The sequence below is a fragment of the Nocardia mikamii NBRC 108933 genome (genome assembly GCF_001613505.1).
GTDB classification, from domain to species: domain Bacteria; phylum Actinomycetota; class Actinomycetes; order Mycobacteriales; family Mycobacteriaceae; genus Nocardia; species Nocardia mikamii.
In genome coordinates, this window is sequence record NZ_BDCM01000009.1 from 149,707 (window position 1) to 176,387 (window position 26,681).

8 protein-coding genes are annotated in these 26,681 nt (G+C 69.9%); 5 read left to right on the forward strand and 3 right to left on the reverse strand.

Annotated features, from left to right (window positions below; all coding sequences use genetic code 11):
- Positions 1–106 precede the first annotated feature (106 nt).
- Complete coding sequence (locus tag NMI01S_RS12295) at positions 107–18,328, reverse strand: non-ribosomal peptide synthetase (RefSeq protein WP_063920716.1); 18,222 nt, start codon at positions 18,326–18,328, stop codon at positions 107–109.
- Positions 18,329–19,276: 948 nt separating this feature from the next.
- Between NMI01S_RS12295 and NMI01S_RS12305 the strand changes: the two genes are divergently transcribed.
- The 5 genes from NMI01S_RS12305 to NMI01S_RS12325 all read left to right on the forward strand — a co-directional run bounded on the left by NMI01S_RS12305 (position 19,277) and on the right by NMI01S_RS12325 (position 24,661).
- Positions 19,277–19,690, forward strand: a complete 414-nt coding sequence (locus tag NMI01S_RS12305; RefSeq protein WP_062996680.1) for a Fur family transcriptional regulator — start codon at positions 19,277–19,279, stop codon at positions 19,688–19,690.
- A 36-nt stretch (positions 19,691–19,726) separates the two neighbouring features.
- Positions 19,727–21,952: a catalase/peroxidase HPI gene (gene katG, locus NMI01S_RS12310; protein ID WP_062996682.1), complete on the forward strand. Its 2,226-nt coding sequence runs from the start codon at positions 19,727–19,729 to the stop codon at positions 21,950–21,952.
- Positions 21,953–22,091: 139 nt separating this feature from the next.
- Entirely contained in the window at positions 22,092–23,303 is a 1,212-nt protein-coding gene (locus NMI01S_RS12315; RefSeq protein ID WP_062996684.1) for a TerC/Alx family metal homeostasis membrane protein, read from the forward strand.
- 46 nt (positions 23,304–23,349) lie between these two features.
- Complete coding sequence (locus NMI01S_RS12320; protein WP_062996686.1) at positions 23,350–23,712, forward strand: ArsR/SmtB family transcription factor; 363 nt, start codon at positions 23,350–23,352, stop codon at positions 23,710–23,712.
- Entirely contained in the window at positions 23,705–24,661 is a 957-nt protein-coding gene (locus NMI01S_RS12325; RefSeq protein WP_062996688.1) for an SRPBCC family protein, read from the forward strand. The genes NMI01S_RS12320 and NMI01S_RS12325 overlap by 8 nt, the downstream gene beginning before the upstream one ends.
- Position 24,662: 1 nt before the next feature.
- On the opposite strand, the gene NMI01S_RS12330 is transcribed toward NMI01S_RS12325, so the two are convergent.
- Positions 24,663–26,066 (reverse strand): MFS transporter, encoded by a 1,404-nt coding sequence (locus NMI01S_RS12330; protein WP_062996690.1) that lies wholly within the window; start codon positions 26,064–26,066, stop codon positions 24,663–24,665.
- Positions 26,063–26,626: an isochorismatase family protein gene (locus NMI01S_RS12335; protein ID WP_062996692.1), complete on the reverse strand. Its 564-nt coding sequence runs from the start codon at positions 26,624–26,626 to the stop codon at positions 26,063–26,065. Before NMI01S_RS12335 ends, NMI01S_RS12330 begins: the two co-directional genes overlap by 4 nt.
- Between the last annotated feature and the right edge of the window lie 55 nt (positions 26,627–26,681).

Consider the following 26,681-nt stretch of genomic DNA (forward strand, 5'->3'; position numbering starts at 1 on the left):
ACGCACTGACACACAAGCGTGAACGCAGCCTACAGCACCCGTTCCACTGCGCCGATAATCTACATTATGTCAAGTAACGGCAGTCCGGCCCCGAAGGCCCATCCCCTCACCGATCCAGCCGGCGGTTGAGGATCTTCGCGATCTCGGCGACGACCGCGGGTTCGGTCATCGCCAGATGCTCGGCGGCGATATCGACATTCGAAATCTGACCGCTGACGAACCGGACCCACCCTTCGTGGCCCGCGGCGTCGGCGCGCCGGTCCTTCGTGGCGGTGAAATACAGCATGTCGGCATCGAGTATCGGTGGCTGCCAGGCACTCGCGGCGCGGATCGACAGGTTGTAGGCGTCGGTCATGCGTTCGATGGTCGCGGCGTCGACGGCGAAGCTGTCGCCCAGCTGCCGGCGGATCAGGTCGGCGGCCTCCTCGGCGGTCGCGTCGGCGCCGACGACATCGATGCCCATGACCGGGCCGAGATTGCTGATCAGCTCCCCTGGCGTGGCCTCGGAGACCTCCGTGGCGTCGATCCCTTCGGCCTCCGCGTCCAGCAACGCCAGCAATGCGACTTCCTCACCCGCCGAACGTATTTCGGCGGCGACGGCGTGGGCGATCTGCCCGCCCAGCGACCAGCCGAGCAGATGGTAGGGCCCGTGCGGCTGGATGGCGCGGATCTCCTGGAAATAGCGGCGCGCGATGTCCTCGAACGTTTGCGGTCCGGGCACTTCCCCACCGATCTGCGGCGCCTGCAGGCCATAGATCGGGCGGTCGCCGGCCAGGTGATCGCCGAAGGTGTAGTAGCACCACGACAGTCCCGAGGCGGGATGGATGCAGAACAGCGGTGGCCGGCTGCCACCGGTCCGGATCGGCAGCACGACATCCAATCCGAAAGCGGCGGGACCGGATTCGTGCTGCCCGTTGCTCATCCCGGTTTCGATGCGCTTGGCGAGGTCGGCCGGATTCGGATCCGACAACATCCATCCGAGCGGGATCTCGAAGTCGAGTTCCTTGGTGAGTTCGCTGGCGACCTGCACCGAGCGCAGCGAGTTGCCGCCGAGGGCGTAGAAGTCGTCGTCGGCTCCGACGTGGCTGACGCCGAGGACGTGTTCGAACGCGCGGGCGATCTCGCCTTCCAACCAGGACGACGGTTCGCGGAACTCCCCTACCGCGGCCACCGGTTCGGGCAGCCGGGCGCGGTCGAGTTTGCCGGATGCGGTGAGCGGCACGGTGTCGAGCACCATGAGCGTGGTGGGCACCATGTAGTTGGGCAGTTCGGCGGCGGCGTGTGCCAGGACGGCGTCGGTGTCGACGGTGGCGCCGGCGACGGGCACGAGATAGCCGACGAGCTGGGCGGCGATCTCACTGGAGTGGACGACGGCGATGGCGCGGGCGACGCCGGGATACTCGGCGAGCACGGTTTCGATTTCGCCGAGTTCGATGCGCAGGCCGCGCAGTTTGACCTGGAAGTCGGTGCGGCCCAGATATTCCAGTTCGCCGTCGCGGCGGCGGCGCCGCACGAGGTCGCCGGTGCGGTACATGCGCCCGCCGTCGTTGTAGGGGTCGGGCACGAACCGTTCGGCGGTGAGGCCGGGCCGGGCGTGGTAGCCGCGGGCGATCTGGGTGCCCGCGAGGTACAGGTCCCCCGCCACTCCGGGTGGTACGGGGTTGAGCCGGGCGTCGAGGACGTAGGCGCGGGCGTTCCAGACGGGCCTGCCCATCGGTACGCTGCCCTGGTCGTCGGCGGTGACGCGGTGGGAGGTGACGTGCACGGTGAATTCGGTGGGCCCGTACAGGTTGTCGAGTTCGACGTCGGGCAGTACGCGCCGGACGGCGGCCACGGTGTCGGAACCGAATGCCTCTCCCCCGACGAGCAGCGCGCGCAGCGAGGTCAGGGTGCGGGCGGGTGCGGCCTCGGCGAAGACGGCGAGCATGGACGGCACGAACGAGGTGATCGTGATCTGTTGTGCGGCAATGATTTCGGCGAGATAGGCGGGGTCGGTGTGGCCGTCGGCGCGGGCGATGACGAGGCGGGCGCCGACGCCGAGGGTGGCGAACAGTTCCCAGACCGAGACGTCGAAGGTGGCCGGTGTCTTCTGCAGGACCACGTCGGCGGAGGTGAGACCGTATTCGTCGCTGAGCCAGCGGATCTGGTTGGCGGCCGCGCCGTGTGAGACGGCGACGCCTTTGGGCCGGCCGGTGGATCCGGAGGTGAACAGGACGTAGGCGGTGTTGTCCGGTCGCAGCGATGCGCGGCGTTCCCGGTCGGTGACGGGGGTGTCGTCGAAGGCGGACAGGTCGATGTCGTCGAGGGTGGACAGGACGGCGACGGGGTCGGCGGTGGCCAGCATGTAGTCGATGCGGTCGGCGGGCAGGTCGGGGTCGACGGGCACGTATCCGCCGCCGGCGGCGAGGACTGCGTAGAGGGCGGTGACCTGGTCGAGTGAGCGGCGCATCCGCACGGCGACGAGCTTTTCCGGGCCGACGCCGCGGGTGATGAGCCAGCGGGCGAGCCGGTTGACGCGGGCGGAGAACTGCCCGTAGGTCAAGGACAGGTCGTCGTAGGTGACGGCGACGCGGTCGCGGTGTACCGGGACGGCGCGGGCGAACATGGAGGTCAGTGTCTCGTCGGTGGCGAGGGCGTGCTGGGTGGAGTTCCAGCGGACCACGACGTTGTGGCGTTCGTCGGCGTCGAGCAGGTCGACGTCGTGGACGAGTTGGGCAGGGTCGGCGACGAGGGCGCGGAGCAGCCGGTCGAGGCGGGCGACGATGGCGGTGACGGTGTCGGGGTCGAACAGGTCGCGGGCGTAGGTGATGCCGCCGGTCATGCCGACGGGGCCGCCGTGGTCGTCGTAGCTGTCGGAGACGGTGATCTGCAGGTCGAACAGCGAGGTGTCGAGGTCGGCTTCGACGGCGGAGAGGGTGAGTTCGGGGAGTTCGAATTCGGTGCCGGTGAGGTTTTGGAAGGCGAGCATCACCTGGAACAGGGGGTGGTGGGCGTGGGAGCGGGCGGGGTTGAGTTCCTGCACGAGTCGTTCGAACGGGACGTCGGCGTGGCCGAAGGCGGCGAGATCGGTGTCGCGGACCTGTTCGAGCAGGTCGGTGAACGTCATGTCGGTGCCGACGTGGGTGCGCAGGACGAGGGTGTTGACGAACATGCCGACGAGGTCGTCGAGTTCGGGTTCGCCGCGTCCTGCGTAGGGGGTGCCGATGGTGATGTCGTCGGTGCCGGCGAGGCGGGCGAGGACGGCGGCGAGTGCGGCGTGGAAGACCATGAACAGGGTGGTGTTGTGGGCGCGGGCGATGTGTTGGAGCCCGGCGTGGAGTTCGGGGTCGACGGTGAGGGGCACGGCGGCGCCGGCGTAGGTTTGCACGGGCGGGCGCGGCCGGTCGGTGGGCAGGGCGAGCAGTGTGGGTGCGTCGGCGAGTTGTGTTGTCCAGTAGTCGATCTGGGCGTGCAGGAGCGAGTCGGGGTCGTCGTCGGCGCCGAGGACGGTGCGCTGCCAGAGGGCGTAGTCGGCGTATTGGACGGGCAGGGGTGGCCAGGCGGGGGTGTCGCCGTCGAGTCGTGCGGTGTAGGCGATGGTGAGGTCGCGGGCCAGTGGTGCCAGCGAGGATCCGTCGCCGGCGATGTGGTGGACGACGAGGGCGAGGATCCAGGTGTCGTCGCCGATGTCGTAGAGCCGGATGCGCAGCGGCACGGTGGTGGTGACGTCGAAGACGGTGGCCAGTAGCGATGAGAGGGTGTGTGGGAGTTCGGTTTCGGGGATGCGGGTGACGGCCAGGGGTGGGACGGCGTCGGCGGGTGGGAGGATTTTCTGGGTGGGTTCGCCGTCGACGGCCGGGTAGATGGTGCGCAGTACTTCGTGTCGGGTGATGACGTCGCCGATGGCGGCGTGCAGGGCGTCGGTGTCGAGGCGGCCGGTGAGCCGGATGACGATGGGGATGCTGTAGGCGGGGGTGTCGGGTTCGAAGCGGTTGAGGAACCACATGCGCTGTTGTGCGTAGGACAGCGGGAGGTGGTGTGGGCGTGATTGTTCGGTGAGGGCGATGCGGCGGGTGTCGGCGTGGGATTCGGCGCGGGCGGCGAGTTTGGCGACGGTGGGTGCGTCGAAGATCATCGAGACCGGGACGCGGGTGTCGAGGGCGGCGCCGATGCGGGCGGCGGCGCGGGTGGCGACGAGGCTGTTGCCGCCGAGGTCGAAGAAGTTGTCGTCGGCGCCGATGGTGGTGTCGAGGCCGAGGAGGTCGGCGAAGATACCGGCGACGATTTCCTCGACCGGTGAGGCGGGTGCGCGGAATGTTTCGGTGTGCAGGACGGGTTCGGGTAGTGCGCTGCGGTCGAGTTTTCCGTTGGGTGACAGTGGGATCGCGTCGAGGATCATGACGGCGGCGGGCACCATGTAGGGCGGGAGGGCGTCGGCGAGCGCGCTGGTCAGTTCGGTGGCGGTGGGTGTGGCGCCGGGTGCGGGGACGACGTAGGTGACCAGCATGGCGGGGGCGTTGCCCTGCCGGTGGGCGATGGTGGCGGCGAAGGCGGTGTCGGCGCGGGCGTCGAGGACGGCGTCGATCTCGCCGAGTTCGATGCGGTAGCCGCGCACTTTGACCTGGAAGTCGTTGCGTCCGACGAATTCGATGTCGCCGTGGGTGTTCCAGCGCACGAGGTCGCCGGTGCGGTACATGCGGGTGCCGGGTTCGCCGGCCGGGCAGGGCACGAATCGGGTGGCGGTGGTGGCGGTGCGGTTGAGGTAGCCGCGGGCCGCGGCGGGGCCGGCCAGGTAGAGTTCGCCGACCACGCCGGCGGGGACGGGATGGAGGCGGGTGTCGAGGATCAATGCCTGCATGCCGGGTAGTGGGGTGCCGATGGTGGGCCGGTCCCCCGGGTGCAGCGGCCGGGTCGCGGTGGCGAGGATGGTGGTTTCGGTGGGTCCGTAGAGGATGCGGAATTCGCGGGTGCCGCGGCGGTCGGTGCCTGCCCACCGGTTGATCAGTTCGGCGGGGACTTCTTCGCCGCCGGAGAGCACCAGTCGCAGGTCGTCGAGTTCGGTGGGGTCGACCGAGGCGAGGGCGGCGGGAGTGACGAAGGCGTGGGTGACCTGCCGGGTGCGCAGCAGGTCGGCGAGGTCGTCGCCGCCGTAGGTGGCGGGGGGTGCGATGACGAGGGTGGCGGCGCCGGCGGTGGCGAACAGGATTTCCATCAGGGAGGCGTCGAAGGACGGTGAGGCGAAGTGCAGGAATCGGGCGCCGGGTTCGATGTGGTAGTCGGCGCGTTGGGTGGCGACGAGGTCTGCGATGCCGGTGTGGGTGACGGCGACGCCTTTGGGGCGGCCGGTGGATCCGGAGGTGAAGACCACGTAGGCGGTGGTGGTGGGGCGCAGGGGCCGTAGCCGGTCGTGGTCGTCGATCGGGCTGTCGGGGTGGGTGTCGAGGTGTGTGATGGTTTCGGGTGCGTCGAGGGTGATCCAGTGGGCGGTGTCGGGTAGTTGGGGGCGTGCGGTGGTGACGGTGATGCCCAGTGCGGCAGCCGAATCGGTGATCATGTGGTCGATGCGGTGGGCCGGGTAGGCGGGGTCGACGGGCACGTAGGTGGCGCCGGTTTTCACGATGGCCCACCAGATGAGCACGGATTCGGCGGAGCGGGGCGCGGCGGCCAGGACGGGGATTTCGGGTCCGGCGCCTTGGTCGATGAGCAGCCGTGCCAGGCGGTTGGAGCGCCGGTCGAGTTCGGTGTAGGTGAGGCCGGTGTCGCCGGTGGTGAGGGCGAGGCCGTCGGGGTTGCGGCGGACGGCGTCGGCGAATATGCCTGGTAGCAGCGGTGATTCGGGTGTGGGTGCGGTGCGTGGGCCGACGCTGGAGAGCAGGGCGTGGCGTTCGTCGGGGTGCAGCCAGTCGATGTCGCCGACGGGGGTGTCGGGGGTGGTGGCGACGGTGTCGAGGATCCGCAGCAGCCGTTGCACGAATCCGGTGACGGTGTCGGGGTCGAACAGGTCGCGGGCGTACATCAGCATGCCGGACAGGCCTTGGGCCGCACCGGTTTCGGTGGAGGTGTCGGAGATGACGAGTTGGAGGTCGAATTGGCTGGTGCCGGTGTCGACGTCGGCGCCGGAGACGACGACGTCGGGTAGGGCGATGTCGACGGCGCCGGTGTTCTGGAAGGCCAGCATCACTTGGAACAGCGGGTGCGCGGCGGTGGTGCGGTGCGGGTTGAGTTCTTCCACGATGCGTTCGAAGGGGACGTCGGCGTGGTCGAGGGCGTGCAGGTCGGTGTCGCGGGTGCGGGCCAGCAGTTCGGTGAACGGTTCGGCGGGGTCGATCGGGGTGCGCAGGGCGAGGGTGTTGACGAACATGCCGACGAGGTCGTCGAGGCCGGGTTCGCTGCGTCCGGCGACGGGGGTGCCGATGACGATGTCGTCGGTGTCGGCGAGTCGTCCGAGCAGGACGGCGAGTGCGGCGTGTACGACCATGAACAGGGAGGTGCCGTGGTCGCGGGCCAGTGTCTGCAGGTGCTGGTGCAGGGGTGCGGGGATGTCGAGGGGGACGCGGCCGCCGGTGAGGGTGGCGACGGCGGGTCGGGGCCGGTCGGTGGGCAGGTCGAGCAGATCGGGTACGCGGTCGAGGGTGGTGCGCCAGTAGTCGAGCTGGGTGGACATCAGTGAGGTGGGGTCGGCTGCGGCGCCGAGGACTCGGCGTTGCCACAGCGCGAAGTCGGCGTATTGCACCGGCAGTGGCTGCCATTGCGGGGGTTGTCCGGTGTGGCGGGCGGCGTAGGCGGTCATGACGTCGCGGGCCAGCGGGCCCATGGATTGTCCGTCGCCGGCGATGTGGTGCACGACGAGCACGAGCATGTATTGGCCGGTGGTGTCGGTGTCGGTGGTGATGTCGAACAGGGCGACGCGCAACGGTACCTGGGTGGAGACGTCGAAGCCGCGTCGCACGAATTCGGTGAGCAGCTGTGGGAGGGTGTCGCGGGTGGGGTGGCCGGTTTCGAGGGTGACCGGTGCCCGGTCGAGGATGAGCTGGCGGGGTTCGCCGTCGGTTTCGGGGTAGATGGTGCGCAGCACTTCGTGGCGGGCGAGGACGTCGTCGAGGGCGGCGCTCAGTGCGTCGGTGTCGAGGCGTCCGGACAGGTGCAGCATGACGGGGATGTTGTAGGCGGCCGAGTCGGGTTCGAATCGGTTGAGGAACCACATGCGTTGCTGGGCCAGCGACAGTGGGATGGGGTCGGGGCGGTCGTCGGCGGTGAGTGCGATGCGGGCGGTGCCGTGCAGGGTGCGGGCGGCTCGGGCGAGGGCGGCGACGGTGGGTTCTTCGAAGATGGTGCGGACGGGGATGCGCACGTCGAGGGCGGCGCCGATGCGGGCGGCGACGAGGGCGGCGCTGAGCGAGTCGCCGCCGAGGGCGAAGAAGTCGTCGTCGGCGCCGACGTGGTCGGCGTCGAGGACCTGTTCGTAGGCTTGGGCGACGATGTGTTCCTGCCGGGTGGTGGGTGCGCGGTAGGTGCGGGCGGTTTCGGGGGGCCGGGGTAGTCGGTCGCGGTCGAGTTTGCCGGTCGGGGTGAGTGGCACCTCGTCGAGGACGATCACGGCCGCGGGCACCATGTAGGGCGGAAGTGCTTGGGCGAGTGTGGTTTTCAGGTCGGTGTCGGACAGGGTGGCGCCGGCGGTCGCTGTCACGTAGGACACGAGGGTGGTGGGGCGGCCGTCGTCGGTGCGTGGGACGGTGACGGCGAAGGCGACGTCGGGGTGGGCGGCCAGGGCGGCGTCGATTTCGGCGAGTTCGATGCGGTTGCCGCGGACTTTGACCTGGAAGTCGTTGCGTCCCACGAATTCCAGGTCGCCGGTGCCGGTGCGGCGCACGATGTCGCCGGTGCGGTACATGCGGGTGCCGGGTTCACCGAAGGGGCAGGCGACGAAGCGGGTCGCGGTCAGTGCGGTGCGGTCTTTGTAGCCGTCGGCGAGTCCGGGTCCGAGCAGGTACAGCTCCCCCGTGACGCCGTGCGGGACGGGACGCAGCCAGGTGTCGAGGACGGTGGTGGTGACGGGGCCGGCGGGGGTGCCGATGGTGATCGGCGCGCCGGGGGGCAGTGGTGCGCTCGCGGTGGCCCAGATGGTGGATTCGGTGGGTCCGTAGAGGTTGACCATGGTGCGTCCGGGTGCCCACCGGTCGACGAGTTCGGGTCCGACGGGTTCGCCGGCGGTGGCCAGTACGCGCAGGGTGTCGAAGCGGTCGCCGGGGATGGTGGCCAGTGCCGACGGTGTCAGCACGGCGTGTGAGATGTGTTCGTACTGAATCAGTTTCGCCAGGTCGGGGCCACCGTAGACGTCGGATGGGGACACGACGAGCCGGCCGCCCGCGCCGTGGGCCATGAGCAGTTCGAAGATGGAGGCGTCGAAGCTGGGTGAGGCGACCTGCAGGACGGCGGAGTCGGCGGTGACGCCGAGGAGGCGCTGCTGGGCGGCGACGAGGTCGGTGAGGCCGCGGGCGGTGACCAGGACCCCTTTGGGGGTTCCGGTGGATCCGGAGGTGTAGATGAGGTAGGCGGTGTGGTCGGGGGTGAGCGCTGCCCCGCGTTCGGTGTCGGTGATCGGTGCGGCGGATTCGGTGTCGAGGGCGGCGATGGTGTCGGGGTCGTCGAGGGTGATCCAGTCGATGGGCTGGGTCGGGCGGGCGCTGTCCGGGTGGGTGCTGCCGGTGTGGGTGATGCCGAGGGGGGCACCGGAGTCGTCGAGCAGGAAGGCGATGCGGTCGGCGGGCAGGCGGGGGTCGATCGGCACGAACGCGGCGCCGGTCTTCGCGGCGGCCCACACGGTGACGACGGCGTCCAGGGAGCGGGGCAGCGCGCTGGCGAGCACGGTGTGCGGGGTGAGTCCGCGGCGCAGCAGCAGCCGCGCGAGCTGGTTGGATCGCTGGTCGAGGTCGCGGTAGGTGACGGTGTCGGTGCCGCAGGTGGCGGCGATGGCGTCGGGGTGGGCGGCGGCGGTGGCGGTGAGGATGTCGCCGAAGGTGCGCGGCCGGTGGTGGGCGTGGGCCGGGTGGGTGGGTTCGGTGTGGTCGGCCGCGGTGAGGCGGGCCAGGTGGGTGGCGGGGTGGTCGGCGATGTGGTGCAGGAGTGTGACGAATCGGTCGAGGATCCAGCGGGCGCGGTGGGTGTCGAATTCGTCGTCGAGGTAGCGCAGGGTGATGCGTAGCCCCGCGGCGGCGGGCGGGTCGGTGTGGGTGTCGGTGGGTTCGGGGGCGAGGACGAGGCTGAGCGGGTACGGGGTGGCGTCGACGCCGGTGATGTCGTCGATGCGCAGGCCGGCGGCGTCGACGAGCTGCTGCAGCGCGGGCCGGTCGACCGGGAAGGATTGGAAGGCGACGGCGGTGTCGAACAGGGCGGTCATTCCGGCGGCGCGGTGGATGTCGGGCAGTCCGATGTGGTGGTGGTCGAGCATGCGGGTCTGGTGTTGCTGGATGCGGGTCAGCAGCTGTTCGACGGTCAGGGTGGGGTCCAGGGGGACGCGCACGGGGATGGTGTTGAGGAACATGCCGAGTGTGCGGTCGACCTGCGGGAGTTCGGGGGGCCGGCCGGAGACGGCGGATCCGAAGATCACGTCGGTGTCGCCGGTGAGTTCGCGCAGGGTCAGCGCCCAGGCCGCGGCGACGGCGGTGTTGACGGTGACGGTCGCGTCGGCGGCGACGCGGCGCAGGTCGGCGACCCGCTGCGCGGGCAGCAGGGTGTCGATTTCGCCGGCGGAGGTGTCGCGGTGGGCGGCGTCGGCGCGGGCGACGCGGGTGGGTGATTCGACGTCGGCGTATTCGTGGGCCCAGGCGGCGGTGGAGGCGGCGAGGTCTTGGCGGTGCAGCCAGCCCAGGTAGTCGCGGTAGCTGGGGGCGGGTTCGGCGGTGTCGATGTGGGTGGGGGTGGCGTAGGACGTGAGAAGTTCGCTCATCAGCAGCGGCATGGACCAGCCGTCGAGGATGACGTGGTGGTTGGTGACGAGCAGCCGGAAGGTGTCGGGGCGCACGGTGATCAGGGTGAACCGGATCAGCGGCGGCGCCGACAGGTCGAACCCTTCGGCGGCGTCGGCGGCGGCCACCCGGTCGAGGCCGGTGTGGTCGGTGTCGTCGGTGAGGTCGATGTGCCGGAAGCGGACGGGGGCGTGGGCGAGCACGATCTGGCAGGGTCCGGCGCTGGTGTCGGTGAAGGCGGCGCGCAGGATGTCGTGCCGGTCGACGAGGGCCTGGGCGGCGCGGCGCAGCCGTTCGGCGTCGGCGGTGCCGGTGAAGTCGATGGCGGTTTGGACGGTGTAGTTGTCGCCGGCGCCGGGGTTGTAGGTGGAGTGGAAGCGGATTCCGGCTTGCATCGGCGACAGCGGCCATACGTCGGCCAGCTCCGGATACCGGTGGGCGAGCCGCTCGACGTCGGCGGCGGTCAGTTCGACGAGCGGGAAGTCCGCGGGGCGCGGGGGCCGGTTCTCGGCGCGGTGGGCGGGGCCGCGCGCGAGCGACGGGTCGGCGGTGACGGTGTCGCGGACCAGTTCGGCGAGCGCGGCGACGGTTTTGGCTTCGAAGACGTCGCGTGGGGTGAGGGTGAGCCCGGCCGAGCGGGCCAACGCCACCAGGCGCATGGACACGATGCTGTCGCCGCCGAGGGTGAAGAAGTTGCTGTCGGCGTACACGGTGTCGCGGTGCAGGACGTCGGCGAACAGTTTCGCCATGAGTTGTTCCTCGGCGGTGGCCGGTGCCCGTCCACCGGCCTCGTCGGTCCGGAAGTCGAGTGCGCGCAACGCTTTCCGGTCGATTTTGCCGACCGCCGTGCGGGGCATCTCGGCCAGTTCCACGATGGCGGCCGGGTTCATGTAGCGGGCCAGTTCCCGTTCCAGGTCGGCGTGCAGGGCGGCCGGGTCGAGGGTGGCGCCGGGTGCGGCGACGACATAGGACACCAGCACGGGTTCACCGGCGGGTCCGGGGCGGTCGACGGTGGCGGCGGCGGCGACGGTGTCGTGGCGGGCCAGCCGGGCGTCGATCTCCCCCGGTTCGATGCGCAGCCCGTGGATCTTGACCTGCTGGTCGCTGCGGCCGAGGTATTCCAGTTGCGGTCCGTGCGGGGTGTGCAGCCAGCGCACGCTGTCGCCGGTGCGGTAGAGGCGTTGTCCGCGATACGATTCCGGGTCGGCGACGAAGCGGGCCGCGGTGGTGGCGGGGCGGTCGAGGTAGCCGCGGGCGAGGGCGGGGCCGCGCACGTACAGTTCGCCGGCCACCCCGGCGGGGACCGGCCGCAGCCACATGTCGCGCACGGTGACCGACAGTCCGTGGATCGGGGTGCCGATGGTGACCGGTTCGCCGGGGGTCAGGGCGTCGGATCCGGTGGCCCACACGGTGGTTTCGGTGGGACCGTAGTGGTTCATCAGCCGCCGCCCCGGCGCCCAGCGGGTGACGAGGTCGGTGGCGGTGGCCTCCCCGACGACCGCGATCGTCGTCAGCGCCGGCACGTGCGCGGGATCCATCGTGTCGAGCACCGACGGGGTGATGATGGCGTGGGTCACGCCGTATGTGTGCAGCAGGTCTTCGAGTCCGGCGCCGCCGTAGACGTCGGGCGGTGCGATCACGAGGCAGGCGCCGTGACCGTGGGCGAGCAGCAGTTCCGACAGGCAGGCGTCGAATCCCGGTGAGGCGACCTGCAAGACGGTCGAGGTGGTGTCGACACCGAATGCGTCGGCGTGTGCGGCGGCCAGTCCGGCGAGGCCGCGGTGGGTCAGGTGCACGGCTTTGGGGGTGCCGGTCGATCCGGAGGTGTAGATGAGGTAGGCGGCGTGGTCGAGCCGCACCTCGGGCACGGTGGTGGTGGCGGGTTCGGCGGTCGGATCGGTGTCGGCGTGGGCCCAGTCGACGGTGCCGGGTAGCCGGTCTGCGAAGGTGCCGGTCGTCACGCCGAGGGTGGTGCCCGAGTCGGCGAGCAGTTCGGCGATGCGTTCGCCGGGGTTGCCCGGATCCAGCGGCAGGAACGCCGCCCCGGTTTCGGCGACCGCCCAGATCGCGACCGCCAGCTCGATCGATCGCGGAACGACTACGGCGACAATGGTTTCCGGTCGTGCGCCGCGGGTGAGCAGCCGCTGCGCGAGCCGATGCGCCCGCGCGGCGAGTTCCCGATAGGTGAGGGTGGTGGTCCCGGCCCGCACGGCCACCGCGTCCGGGTGCGCGCGGGCGGTGTCGGCGAGGATGTCCCGCAGGATGCGCCCGGCCGGCGCGCTGCGCGCCGGAATCGGTTCGGCCGCTTCGGTATTCGAGCCGGGGGTGATCGCGGCGACGGTCGCGGTGGGGTCGGCGGCGATCTGGTCGAGGATCTGCTCGTAGCGGTCGAGCAGGGTGCGGGCGGTGTCGATGTCGAGCCGATCGCAGGAGAAGCGCAGCATCACGGCGTGGGTGGCGGAGGTGGCCGCGTCGGGGTCGCTGTCGCGGCCGGGTCGCGGCGGGGTCACCTGCAGGCTCAGCGGGTACGGGGTGGCGTCGTGGGCGTCGATGTCGACCAGGCGCAGCCCGGCGTCGCGCAGATTGTGGGTCAGCAGTTCACGATCGAGCGGATAGGACTCGAGGACGGTCACCGTGTCGAACATGTCGGCGAAACCGGTGGCGCGTTGCAGTTCGGCCAGCCCGAGGTGCCGGTGATCGAGGGTGGCGGCCTGTTCGGACTGCACCCGGGTCAGCAGGTCGGCGACGGTTTCGGCGGGTTCGAGCCGGATCCGCACGGGCACGGTGTTGATGAACAGCCCCACCATGCGCTCGACTGCCGGCAGCTGGGGTGGCCGGTCGGAGACGGTGTTGCCGAACACGATGTCGGCGCGCCCGGTCAGGGTGGTGAGCAGCAGCGCCCACGCCACCTGCACGGTGGTGTTGGCGGTGACACCGTAGGCGCGCGACAGGTCGGTGATCGCGGCGGTGGTTTCGGCGGACAGGTTACGGCTGACCTCGGCGTTGTCGGCGGGCACGGTCCGGTCCGGGCGCCCGGTGACCAGGGTCGGCCTCTCGATGCCGGCGAGCACGTTCTGCCAGGCGGTGATCGCGGCGTCGCGGTCCTGGCTGTGCAGCCAGTGCAGGTAGTCGCGGTAGGTGCCGGCGGGTGGCAGGGCGGCCGGATCGTCGTCTCCGGCGTAGAGGGTGAGCAGTTCGTGGATCAGCAGCGGCATCGACCAGCCGTCGAGCACGATGTGATGGTTGGTGAGCAGCAGTTCGAATCGGCTCGTGCCGGTGCGGATCAGGTGGAAACGCAGCAGCGGCGGGCGGGCGGGGTCGAACGGGGCGGACGCGGCGTCGGTGATGCGGCGGCGTTCGCGGTCGCGTTCCCCGGCGTCGGCGATGTCGGTGAGGTCGCTGTCGTGCCAGTCGGCGCGCACGCCGCTCATCACGATCTGGCGGGGCCCGGCGGCGGATTCGACGAACGCGGTGCGCAGGCTGTCGTGGCGGTCGATCACGGTCTGTGCCGCGGCCCGCATCCGGGCGGTGTCGACCTGCCCGTCGAGGGTGAGCGTGGCCTGCACGGTGTAGCCGTCGGCGCGGTCGGTGTCGTAGACGGCGTGGAACAGCAGACCGGACTGGAGTGCGGTCAGCGGCCACACGTCGGTCATGGTCGGATATTCCAGCTGCCAGCGGTCGATATCGTCCTGGGTGAGGTCCACGAGCGGGAAATCCGACGGGGTGAAGCCGCCGGCGGATTCGGTGCGGGCGTGGGTGGCGAGCCCGCGCAGCGCCCGCACCCACAGCCCGGCCAGTTCCTCCACGTCCGCGGTGTTCAGCACGCCGGTGGCGAATTGCCAGGTGGCGTCGAGTTCGAGACCGTCGGGGCCCGGTTCGGCGATCGCGTTGACATCCAGGACGGCCGGCAGCGCCATCGCCGGGTCGCCGGTCGCGGTGAGGGAGGTGAATTCGGTGGTCGGGGTCCACGGCCCGGCGTGTTCGTGCACGCCGACGCGGCCGAGGTAGTTGAACGCGATCTGCGGTTCGGGCGCGGTCGCCAGTTCGGCGCCGGCTTCGGTGTCGAGGCAGCGCAGCATCCCGTAGCCGATGCCGTTGTCGGGGATCGCGCGCAACTGTTCCTTGGCACGCACGATCGCCGTTCCCGCGGCGGCGCCGCCGGCGAACGCGTCGTCGGGGTCGACGCCGCGCAGGTCCAGGCGCACCGGGAAGCGGGTGGTGAACCAGCCGACGGTGGAGCTGAGGTCGGCGCCGGGCACGGCGTGTTCCTCGCGGCCGTGTCCTTCCAGCGAGATCAGTTCGGCCTCGACGTCGACGCCGCGGCGGCGACGCCACTGCCGCAGCGCCAGCGCCAGCGCCGCCAGCAGCGGATCGTTGGGTGTGCCGTGGAAGCGGGCCGGGACGGTGGTGAGTACCGCTTCGGACACGTCGGCGGGCACGTGCACCTCGACGCGGCCCGCGGTGGCGGTGGTGTCGCGGCTCGGGTCCAGATGTCTCGCGCCGAGCAGCGTCTCCCCCGGCGCGAGCACGCTCTTCCACAGCTCGAGTTCGCCGGTGCGCCGGCTCGCGGCCTGTTCGGTGAGTCCGTGACTCCAGCGCCGCACCGAGGTGGTGGCCGGACCGAAGGCGGGTTCGGCGCCGGCGCTGATCTGCTGCCATGCCCCGGCCAGATCGGCGAGCACGATCCGCCACGACACCGCGTCGACCGCGAGGTGGTGGATCACCACCCACATCAGGTCGGGGCCGGTGGTGTCGTCGCTCATCCGAACCAGGTGCACCAGCACACCGGTGGCGGGATCGAGCCGGTCGGCGGCCGCCTGCAAGCGGGCGTCGATCTCGGTGGCGTCGCGGCGCGGCAACCGCACCGACTCGAACAGTGCGGCGGCGTCGACCGTGCCGGGCGCGGCCACCTCGACCGACGGGTCGGGCGAGCCGGTACCGCGCAGGACCGCGCGCAGCATGTCGTGGCGCTCCAGCACCGCCGCTAGCGCCGGAACCAGGTCGGCGTCGTCGACGTGGTCGGGCAGTTCGATGAGGGTGGCCTGCGCGAATCGGTCGAATCGGCCGCGGTCGAGCATCGCGTACATGATCGGGGTCAGCGGCATGGGGCCGACCGCGCCGCCGGGCAGTTCGGCCAGTTGCGGGCCGCCGCCGGCGTCGGTGGCTATCGCAGCCAGACCGGCCACCGTCTTGTGTTCGAACACGTCCTGGGTGGAGAAGCTCAACCCCTCGGCCTTGGCCCGCGCCACCAGCTGGATGGACAGGATGCTGTCGCCGCCGAGGGCGAAGAAGCTGTCGTCGGCACCGACCGTCGCCACGTCCAGAATGTCGGCGAACAGATCCGCCACCCGCTGTTCGCGCGGGGTGGACGGTGCCCGACCGGCCGGTGCGGCGCCGAAGGCGGGTGCGGGCAGGGCGGCGCGGTCGAGTTTGCCGAACGCGTTCATCGGCAGCGCGTCCAGCGCCATGATCACCGCGGGCACCAGATGCGGCGGCAGTGTGTCGCGGGCGAAGCGTTGCAGTTCGAGCGCGTCGATGTGGCGGCCGCGCACCGGCACCACGTAGGAGGCCAGCACGGTGGCGTCGGCGTTGTTGCGCACCGGCACGGTGACGGAGATGTCGACGTCGGCGTGGGCGGCGAGCGCGGCGTCGATTTCGCCGGGTTCGATGCGGTAGCCGCGGATCTTGACCTGAAAGTCGCTGCGCCCCAGCAACTCCAGCTCGGGTACGGGTCCCTCGCCGACCCAGCGCGCCATATCGCCGGTGCGGTACATGCGGGCCCCGGGCCCGCCGTGCGGATCGGCGACGAAACGGGCCGCCGTTTCGGCGAACCGGTGACTGTAGCCGCGCGCCACCCCGGGCCCGGCCAGATACAGCTCACCCGCGGTCCCGGCCGGCACCGCTTGCAGGCAGCGGTCGAGCACCATCGCCGACACTCCGCGGATGGGGCCGCCGACGGTCAGATCACGGCCGGGTGTGACGGCGGCGCTGGCGGCGGTGACGGTGGTTTCGGTGGGCCCGTACTCGTTGAACATCACCGCGCTGTGGGTCCATCGTTCGATCACGTGCGGCGGGCACACGTCCCCGCCGACCACGACCACCCGCAGCTCGCTCAGTTGCCGTGGATCCACGGTCGCCAGCATCGCCGGGGTGAGGGTGAGGTGGGTGACGTGCTGGGCGGCGAGCAGTTCGGTCAGTTCGTCGCCGCCGATCACCTCCGGCGGGACCACCAGCAGGGTCGCGCCGTTGGCGAAGCACACCAGGAACTGTTCCAGCGAGGCGTCGAAACTCGGCGACAGCGCGTACGACACCCGCGCGGTGGCGTCCACACCGCAGACGTCGCTGCGGTCGGCGATGAGGTTCGCCAACCCCGCATGGGTGACCTGCACCCCTTTCGGGATGCCGGTCGATCCGGAGGTGTAGGTGATGTAGGCGAGGTCGTCGACGCGCAGCGGGCGCAGGCGTTCGCTGTCGCCGATCGGGGCGCCGGTGGTGTTGTGGCAGGCGGCGGCGGTGTCGCGATCGTCGAGCACCACCGGGGTCACCGTCTGCGGCAGCCTGCCCCGGTAGGCGTCGACGGTGATGCCGGCACCGGCGCCGCTGTCGGCGATCATGTGCTCGATGCGTTTGGCCGGATATTCGGGGTCCACCTGCACGATTGCGGCACCGGATTTGGCGACGGCCCAGGCGGCGATGATCGAGTCGACCGAGCGGCGCAGCATGATCGCGACGGTGGTGCCGGGTCCGCAGCCGTGCGCGATCAGTTGCCGGGCCAGCTGGGAGGATCGGGTGTCGAGCTCACCGTAGGTCAGTGTGGTCTCGGGTGTGGCGATCGCGTCGGAGGCGGGGTGGCGGGAGGCGCTGTCGGCGAGGATGTCGGGCAGCAGCCGAGGCGCGACCGCGTCGTCGCCGTGCACGGGCAGCAGCCGCTGCTGTTCGGCCGGCGCGAGCAGCGGCAGCCGGTCGACGCCGTGATCGGTTCCGCGGGCGAGGAATTCGTGCAGGAACATCAGGAATCGGCCGTGGTGGCCGGCGAGTTCGTCGGGGCGGTAGATGTTCGGGTTGCCCTGGAAGTCGATGTGGGTGCTGTCGCGGCCGGCGCCGGGATAGATGTTGACGAACAGATCGGCGGTGGGCCCGGAGGTGAGCACATGCAGATGCCCGGTGGTGTCGCCCAGGACGACGTCGTTGTCGATCATCATCAGGTTCACGGCGGGACCGAACGAGGCGGTCTCGTCGCGGGCGATGCCCATATCGCGGAAGATGTCCTCCTGCCGGTAGCGCTGGCGGCGCAGCGCGCTGGTCAGCTCACCTTGCACCGCGTCGATCAGTTCGCCGACGCTGCGGGAACCGACCCGCACGCGCAACGGCACCACGTTGGCGACCATGCCGCCGGATCGGCGCAGCATCGCCGAATGCCGGCCCGATACCGGCAGGCTCAGCAGCACCTCCGTGCTGCCGGTCATCCGGGCCAGGTAGGCGGCGAAGGCGGCGACCACGATCGGTGTCACGCTGGTGCTGCGTTCGGCGACCACGGCATCCAGCAGTGCGGCGGTCTCGGGTGAGAGCGCTTCGCTGACCAGCGCCGGGTGGATGGTCGGTTCGGCGACGCGTCCGGCCAGGCTGACCACCGACGGGGCGCCGGCCAGATGTTCGGTCCAGTAGTTGCGGTCGTTGTCGAATCGCGTCGACCCGCGGTAGGCCAGGTCCTGTTCGGTGATGTCGGCCAGATCCTTCGCCGCCGCGGCGCTGGGCTCCTCGCCGCGCAGCCACGCGTTGTACAGCTCGGTGATGCGCTGCAGCATGGTCACCGCGGCGAAGCCGTCGAGGGCGATGTGGTGGGCGCGCTGATACCACAGGTAGTGGTTGTCGCCGACCTGGTAGATGGCGCAGATCATGAGGTGGTCGTGCAGCAGGTCCAGCGGTGCGGCGTAGTCCTCGGTCATCAGCCGGTGGGCGGTGGCCACCGGGTCGGCGTGGCGGCGCAGATCCACCACCGAGACCGGGGCGCCGAGGAAGTGGTCGACGTACTGGCAGGGTTCGCCGTCGACCTCGATCATGTGCAGATGCCCGGATCCGAATTCGATGCTCGCGGTGCGGCAGGCTTCGACGAGCAGGTCGGTATCCAATTCGCCGACGATTTCGACGTATTGCGCCACCGAAATCGGTGACTGTCCCGCGAGATGCTGGGCGAACCATATTCCGCGCTGCGCCGCGGTCAGCTTGAAAACGCCGTCCGGCGCCGGGCGCGGGAATACATGACCCGAGCCGTGTGCGTGTGTTCCGCTACCCGGTGCCTGGTGACCGCCGAGTGGCGCTGTGCCGATCCGCGGTGACTTCGGTGCCTGTGGATCGCCGCCGAAGTTGCTTTTGAATTGGGTCACCGGTCCTCCATCGGATCTCTTTACTTCGACGCGGTGATAAAACGTCGGACCGTTCTACGAAACGACGTTCGCCGTAATGCGTGAAGCAGGTCGAAATGTGCGCCCCGAATTTCTTCAGGCGCGACGAACAACGCCCTCGTCGCGGTGGGCGGATATTCGTCTGGTGGCCGGGCCGGCGTGCCGGCCGGTGTGCCCGCCGGGCGAGAAGGCGGTCGTCGCGGCGCCCCGACACGCCGCGCCGACCGCCCGCGTGGACCGTCGGGCCAGGTCAGTGTCGGCGTTTGCGGCGGAGCCGGTGATCGCGCGATCGCCGGTCCGCGGATTCGACGCCACCCCGGGGTTCGGAGCCGTCTCCGCCGCCGTGCCGGCCGCCGCATATCGCATGCGGGGTGGCATGGCCCGTGTCCGGACCTGGCGGAGCGGGCGGGTTACCCACATCGTTGGAATTCATCGCGTTCACCGGATCACCTTCTGGCACGTGAAGCACCTCACGGCAGTGTGTCGTAGGTAGATTCGGTGGCCGGACACGCCCGGATAAAAAGTAATTTTTTGATAACTGCGAAGTTTCCGCGGTACCGGATAGTCACCCTTTCGCCCGGTCGGACGCGGGAAGTGCAGGACGCTTCCGCTCACCGACCGCGATTTTCGTGCCGGTCGTTATGAAATCGAGCCCCGATGAGGGTCGAATTTCGTTGTAGTCACGGGCATCAGAAACCCCAGAGATCACAACAATCACAGATTTCCCGGGCGCCGGCCACCTACCGCGTCATATCCCGGCCCGGCCGGCGCGCTCCGAGCAGGGTGTCGGGGCCGCGGCGTGCGCCACCGGGGGCGAGGTCCGGCCCCCGCCGGACGGGGGGCCGGAAACTGGGTTCTCAAATCCGCACCTACCGGTTACTTGAATGAGTCATACTTCGGAGCGTGTCCACTACGGCGGATTTCGAGCGCATGCTGCGCCGGGCCGCGCTGCGGGTGACAGCCCCGCGGATCGCGGTGCTGACCGCTGTGGCCGATCACCCGCACTCCGACACCGACACCATCCTCGGCCTGGTCCGCGGCACCCTCGGCACGGTCTCCCATCAGGCCGTCTACGACGTGCTGCGGGCGCTGACCGAGGCCGGTCTGCTGCGCCGGATCCAGCCGATGGGATCGGTCGCGCGCTACGAGACCCGCGTCGGCGACAACCACCACCACCTGGTGTGCCGCTCCTGCGGCGTCATCGCCGATGTCGACTGCGCGGTCGGCGACGCACCGTGCCTGACCGCCGCCGACGACAACGGCTTCGTCCTCGAGGAGGCCGAGGTCATCTACTGGGGGCTGTGCCCCTCCTGTTCCCTGCCGACGTCTCGATCGAACCCGTGATCACAGCCCGTTTCACTCTCTCGGAAAGGAAATACCGTGCCTGAGGAACATCCACCTATCGCCGAGGCCAATACCGAACCGCCCGAGAGCGGATGCCCCGTCATCGGCCGCATGAAGCGGCCGGTCGAAGGTGGCGGCAACCGCGACTGGTGGCCGGAACAACTCAACCTCAAAGTGCTGCAACACAATCCGGCCGAAATCCACCCCTTCGGCGCGGACTACGACTATGCCGCCGAATTCGCCACCCTGGATCTGGCGGCGGTCAAGGCCGACATCATCGAGGTGATGACGACCTCGCAGGACTGGTGGCCGGCCGATTTCGGTCACTACGGGCCTCTGTTCATCCGCATGGCCTGGCATGCGGCCGGCACCTACCGCATCGAGGACGGCCGCGGCGGCGCCGGATCCGGTATGCAGCGTTTCGCCCCGCTCAACAGCTGGCCCGACAACGCCAGCCTGGACAAGGCGCGGCGGCTGCTGTGGCCGGTGAAACAGAAGTACGGCCGCAAACTGTCATGGGCCGACCTCATCGTCTACACCGGCAACGTCGCCCTCGAGCACATGGGTTTCCAGACCTTCGGCTTCGGCGGCGGCCGCGTCGACGAATGGGAGCCCGAGGAGGTGTACTGGGGTCCGGAGCTGGAATGGCTCGGCGATGACCGCTACTCCGGGCAGCGCGATCTGGAGAACCCGCTCGCGGCCGTGCAGATGGGCCTGATCTACGTCAATCCCGAAGGGCCCAACGGCAATCCGGATCCGCTGGCCGCCGCGATCGACATCCGCGAGACGTTCCGGCGGATGGCGATGAACGATGTGGAGACCGCGGCACTGATCGTCGGCGGGCACACCTTCGGCAAGACCCACGGCGCGGGCCCCGCCGACAACGTCGGCCCCGAACCCGAAGCCGCGCCGCTCGAGCAGCTGGGCCTGGGCTGGAAGAGCTCGTTCGGCACCGGTGTCGGCAAGGACGCGATCACCAGCGGCATCGAGGTGACCTGGACCCCGACCCCGACCCAGTGGGACAACAGCTTCCTCGAAACCCTCTACGGCTACGAATGGGAGCAGACCAAGAGCCCCGCCGGGGCGTGGCAGTGGGTGCCGAAGGACGGCGCCGGCGCGGGCACGGTGCCCGACGCCCACGACCCGTCCAAGACCCAGGCCCCCGCGATGCTGACCACCGACCTGTCGCTGCGCCTGGACCCCATCTACGGGCCGATCACGCGGCGCTGGCTCGACCATCCCGAGGAACTGGCCGAGGAGTTCGCCAAGGCCTGGTACAAGCTGATCCACCGCGATATGGGACCCAAGGTCCGCTATCTGGGTCCGCTGGTGCCGGAGGAGACCCTGCTGTGGCAGGACCCGATCCCGGCCGTCGATCACGACCTGATCGGTGACGCCGAGATCACCACCCTCAAGGCGCGCATCCTGGATTCGGGTCTGACGGTGCCGCAACTGGTGTCCACGGCGTGGGCGGCGGCGGCCTCGTTCCGCGGCAGCGACAAACGCGGCGGCGCCAACGGCGGCCGGTTGCGGCTGCAACCGCAGAACGGCTGGGAGGTCAACGATCCCGACGAACTGGCCCAGGTGATCCGCACCCTGGAAGCGATCCAGGAGGCGTTCAACACCGAACAGACGGGCAACGTGCGCGTATCGTTCGCCGATGTGGTGGTCCTCGGCGGTGTCGCGGCGATCGAGAAGGCCGCCCGCGACGCCGGTTTCGGAGCCACCGTCCCGTTCACTCCCGGCCGCAGCGACGCCACTCAGGAACAGACCGACGTGGAGTCGTTCTCCGCACTCGAGCCCAAGGCCGACGGCTTCCGCAACTACCTCGGCAAGGGCACCCGCCTGCCGGCGGAGTACCTGCTGGTCGACAAGGCGAACCTGCTGCGGCTGACCGCGCCGGAGATGACCGTGCTCGTCGGCGGTCTGCGCGTGCTCGGCGCCAACCACAAGCAGTCGCCGCTGGGTGTGCTCACCGACAATCCCGGTGTGCTGAGCAACGACTTCTTCGTCAACCTGCTCGACATGAGCACCGAGTGGAAGCCGTCGCCCGCCGACGACGGCACCTACATCGGCACCGACCGCGCCAGCGGCGAACAGCGCTGGACCGGCAGCCGCGTCGATCTGGTGTTCGGCTCCAACTCGCAGCTGCGAGCCCTGGCCGAGGTGTACGCCGCCGACGACGCCAAAGCCAAGTTCGTCGACGATTTCATCGCCGCCTGGGACAAGGTGATGAACGCCGACCGGTTCGACCTGGCCTGATCCCGTATCGCCCGGATGCCCCGCGCACCACCGCCGGTGCGCGGGGCATCCGGGCGTCCGGGGAAGCATGTCGATCGCCGCGAGGGCGCCGGCGCGGACGCTACAGTCACCCGAGACCCCTCGGGCACAGGAGGCCGCCGTGACCGTTCCGCTGCTGGCATGGGCCGGTGCGCTGGCGCTGATCGTCGTGCTGCTGGTGTTCGACTTCGTCTTCCATGTGCGCAGCGCGCATTCGCCGACGCTGCGCGAGTCGGCGGTGTGGTCGACGGCCTACATCGGTGTGGCGGTCGCGTTCGGGTTCGCGGTGTGGGCGCTGGGCGGATCGGAGATGGGGGTCGAGTACTTCGCCGGCTACATCACCGAGAAGGCGCTGTCGGTGGACAACCTGTTCGTCTTCCTGGTGATCTTCACCGCCTTCCGGGTGCCCGCGGCCGCCCAGCAGAAGGTACTGCTGGTGGGGATCGTGATCTCGCTGGTGGCGCGCACCGGGTTCATCTTCCTCGGGGCGACGCTGATCAACCGTTTCGCGTGGGTGTTCTACCTGTTCGGCGGGGTGCTGCTGGTGACCGCGGGCAATATGCTGCGCCCCGAGAGCGAGGACACTCATTCCGGCGACGGGGTCGTGGTGCGCGCGACCCGGAAACTGCTGCGCACCACCGACTTCTACGACGGTGACGCGATGACCACGATCGTGGACGGGCGGCGCCGGTTGACTCCGATGATGTCGGCGATGATCGCGATCGGCGGCACCGATGTGCTGTTCGCCCTGGACTCGATTCCCGCGATCTTCGGCCTGACCCAGAACGTGTTCCTCGTATTCACCGCCACGGCGTTCTCGCTGCTGGGTTTGCGGCAGCTGTTCTTCCTGCTCGAGGGCCTGCTGGACCGGCTGATCTATCTCGGTTTCGGGCTGGCCGCCGTGCTCGGCTTCATCGGCGTGAAGCTGATCCTGCACGCCCTGCATCACAACAGCGTGCCGTTCGTCAACGACGGCGACCCGGTGCCGGTGGCCGAGATCCCCACCGTGTGGTCGCTGGTGGTGATCGTGGCGATACTCGTCGTGACCGTGATGGTGTCGCTGTGGAGCCCGGCCGGGCGTGCGCAGACCGCGGTGGCCGGAGCCCGCCGCTACGCCACCCGCTACCTCGATCTGGGCTACGAGGCCGACCAGGCCGTCCGCGAACGCACCTATACGCGACTGCTGGACTCGGAACGGGTCATGGCCGGGCTGCCGGACAAATATGTGCACCGCTTCCGCGCCGACGACCTGGCCACGCTTCTCGACCGCGCGCACGTCGTGCACGAGGACCGCATGAACCGCATCCGCGCCGGCCTGCCGCTGCGCATGTGAGCGCTGCACACTTCCCCTTATATTCCGTTTCGGCTATATTGCCAATATGGCATCTACGTTCGAGGCGTTGGCCGAACCGCGACGCCGCGAAATCCTGGACCTGCTGCGCCGGCGCGAACACCTGGTCGGCGAACTGGTCACGGAGTTGCGCCTCGCGCAACCGACGGTGTCGAAACATCTGAAGATCCTGCGCGGCGCCGGGCTCGTCGAGGTCCGCCACGACGCCCAACGCCGCTGGTATCGGCTGCGACCCCAGCCGCTCACCGAGATCGACCTGTGGCTGGCCCCCTACCGGCAGCTGTGGGACACCAGCCTCGACGCGCTGGCCCGCCACCTCGACGTCCTGGCCGCCGACGACAGCACCCCATCCATCGATGCCGAGACCGCGAGGAGTGATGACGATGAGTGACCCGTCCGCCGAACTGACCACGATCGACGGCACCCCGACATTGCGGTTCGAGCGCCGCTTCGCCCACCCCCGCGAACGCGTGTGGCGGGCGATCACCGATCCGCAGCAGATGACGGCGTGGTTTCCCGCCGCCGTGCAGACCGAACTGCGCCCCGGCGCGCCGATGCGGTTCGTCTTCGACGACGAAGCGCCCGTCGACGGCAGCTGGGACGGAGAAGTCCTCGAGGTCGATCCGCCGAAGGTGTTCATGTTCCGCTGGAACCGCGACGTGCTGCGATTCGAACTGATCGCCGAGGGCGACGGCTGCCGGCTGGTGTTCACCCACGCGCTCGGCGACGGCCCCACCGGCCGCCTGGGCGCCGCCCGCACCGCCGCCGGATGGGACGGCTGCCTGACGAGCCTGTCCGCCGCCCTCGACGAGACCGAGGTGAGCGAGGACCCGGCGACCGGATGGCTGGCGCGAGCGGAATCCTACATCGAGAAGTTCGGGCTGGCCCGCGGCAGCGCCGAACCGGGTGCCGATCCCGAATCCGGTGTGGTGCTGCGGTTTTCGCGTGATCTGGTGTGGCGGGCGGCGGACACGATCTGGGCGATCCTGGTCGAGGACCAGCCGCCGCGCGTCGGTGCGATGCCACCGGCCCGCGCGACCAACCCGCAGATCGAACCGGGACCGGTCACCGCACTCGATCCGCCGCGGCTGCTGGAATACGAGGTGTCGGTGGACGGGCAGCCGGCGGGACGGGCGCGGTGGGAGATCGTCGCCGATCCGCGACTGGGCACCCGGGTCGACTTCACCCACACCCTGCCCCACCGGTTCGCCTCGCACCGCGCCGGATTACTGGCCGCCTGGCAGGTGCAGTTCGAATTGTTCTTCGCCGCCACCCAGGGCGAGATCCGATGCCCGTGGCCGCGGCAGCGGGTCATCGACCTGACCGCCACCTACACCTGAGTCACCGCGCCGAAGCCCGGCCCGTGCGGACCGGAATCGTGGTGTCCAGCAGTGTCATCAGCGCGACGGCGACACCGAGGCCGACGATCACCCAGGCGATGGCGTGCAATCCGGCGTCGGTGGTGGCCGAACCGAAGGTCAGCGCGATCAGGCTGGAGGAGAAGATCGCCCCCATATAGGCGAAGGTGCGATACAACCCCGACGCCACCGCGACCTGCCGGGCGGGCGCCTGCACGTACAGCGCGGCCTGGTTGGCGAACCCGCTGGCCCCGCTGGCCACTCCGAACAGCAGCGACATCGCGATCAGCACGATCACCGGCGAGTCGTGGGTGATCACGACCATCACCAGCCCAGTCGCGATCAACGCCGCACCGCTGGCGGCCAGCGGTACCCGTACCCAGCCCCGATTCGACACCAGACGCGCGATGACGATGCTGATCGCCGACAGCGGCAACAGGATCAACCCCACCTGGGAGGCGCTGTAGTGTGCGGCCTGTTCCATCCATTGGCTGGTCCCGTAGAGGGCGGTGTAGGTGCCCAGCGATACCACCGCCTGCCGCAGATAGGTGCGCGTCAGCCCGCCGTTGCGGGTCAGCATCCGCACATCGAGCAGCGGGCTGCGGGCCCGCCACTCCCACGCCACCAGCGCGGTGGCCAGCCCCAGCGTCACCGGCAGCAACCACCACAGCGGTGAGCGCAGGTCCGACAGAAACGTCAGCATGCCGATCACCGCACCGGCGAACAGGCCGATGCCGACGATGTCGATCGCGGCCGGCAGCGACCCCTGATCGCGGCGGCGCGGTTCATCTTTCGGCACACCGGTCAGTGTCGCCACCAGCGCGACCAGCGCGAGCGGAATGTTGACGAAAAATATTGCGCGCCAACCGAACACTCCTGCCAGCAGTCCCCCCAGCGGCAGCCCCACCACGGAGGTGACCTGCGCGGCGATCGAGAAATTACCCAGCACCCGCGCCGGCACCCCCGTCCCGGCGGCGTCGGCGCGCCCCCGCACCAGCGCCATCGCGGTGGGAAACGCCGCCGAGGTGCCGATCCCGATGAGCGCCCGCGACACCACCAGGAATCCGAAAGCCGGTGCGGCGGCGCCGATCACGCCGGCGGCGATCAGGATGATCAGCCCGCTGGTGAACATGCGCCGCGATCCGAACAGGGTGGCGAGTTTGCCCATGGTGGGCTGGGCGACGGCGCTGCACAGATACAGCACCGAGATGAGCACGGCGGTGGTGCCGGGGCCGCGGTGGAAGTCCACACCGATGCCGACGAGGGCGGTGGCGATGGTGGAGGTGTTGATCGGGTTGAGGGTCGAGCCCAGCAGCAGCGGCCCGACGAAGCGGGCGGTGAACGGGTCGCTGCGGACGGGTGCGGTATCGGCGGGAGCGGCTGTCACGAGCGTGCCGCCAATGTCTGTAGCACGTCGTCGGTGGTGCCGGTTTCGGCGATGCGGCCGAAGATGTGGGTGATGCTGTGGTCGTGGCGTTCGCCGTCGGAATCGGTCATCGCGTCGACGGGCAGCGTGACATGGAAACCCTGTTCGTGGGCGTCGCGGGCGGTCGATTCGACACCGGCGCCGGTGGCGATGCCCACGACCACCACCTGGGTGACTCCGTCGGCGCGCAACCGGTCGGCCAGCCCGGTGCCGGCGAAGGCGCTGCGGGCGTGCTTGGTGACCTGGATGTCGCCCGGATGCGGTCGCATTTCCGGGATGAGGGCCGTCCAGTCCGGCGGCAGATCGGTCATGGCGGTGGCGCCGGCGTCGGTGCGCCCCGGCGGGGTACCGGCGACGTTGACCAGCACGACCGGGAGGTCGCGGTCGCGGAAGGCCTGGGCGAGAGTGGCCGCGTGCGCGATCACGGGCTCGACCGGATGCGCCAGCGGCCGGCCGACGATGCCCTGCTGCAAATCGATCACGATGAGGGCGGTGGCCGGGTCCAGTGTGGTGACGGGCATGACGAATTCCTTTGCTGGCGTGCGGTTTCGGAGCGCCGGGTGCGGCGCGCGCGGG

Excerpts from the sequence above, each read along its gene's own strand:
- NMI01S_RS12305 (WP_062996680.1), top strand. The coding sequence starts at position 19,277 with ATGCTGCGCCGGGCCGCGCTGCGGGTGACAGCCCCGCGGATCGCGGTG.
- NMI01S_RS12320 (WP_062996686.1), top strand. The coding sequence starts at position 23,350 with ATGGCATCTACGTTCGAGGCGTTGGCCGAACCGCGACGCCGCGAAATC.
- NMI01S_RS12325 (WP_062996688.1), top strand. The coding sequence starts at position 23,705 with ATGAGTGACCCGTCCGCCGAACTGACCACGATCGACGGCACCCCGACA.
- NMI01S_RS12335 (WP_062996692.1), bottom strand. The coding sequence starts at position 26,626 with ATGCCCGTCACCACACTGGACCCGGCCACCGCCCTCATCGTGATCGAT.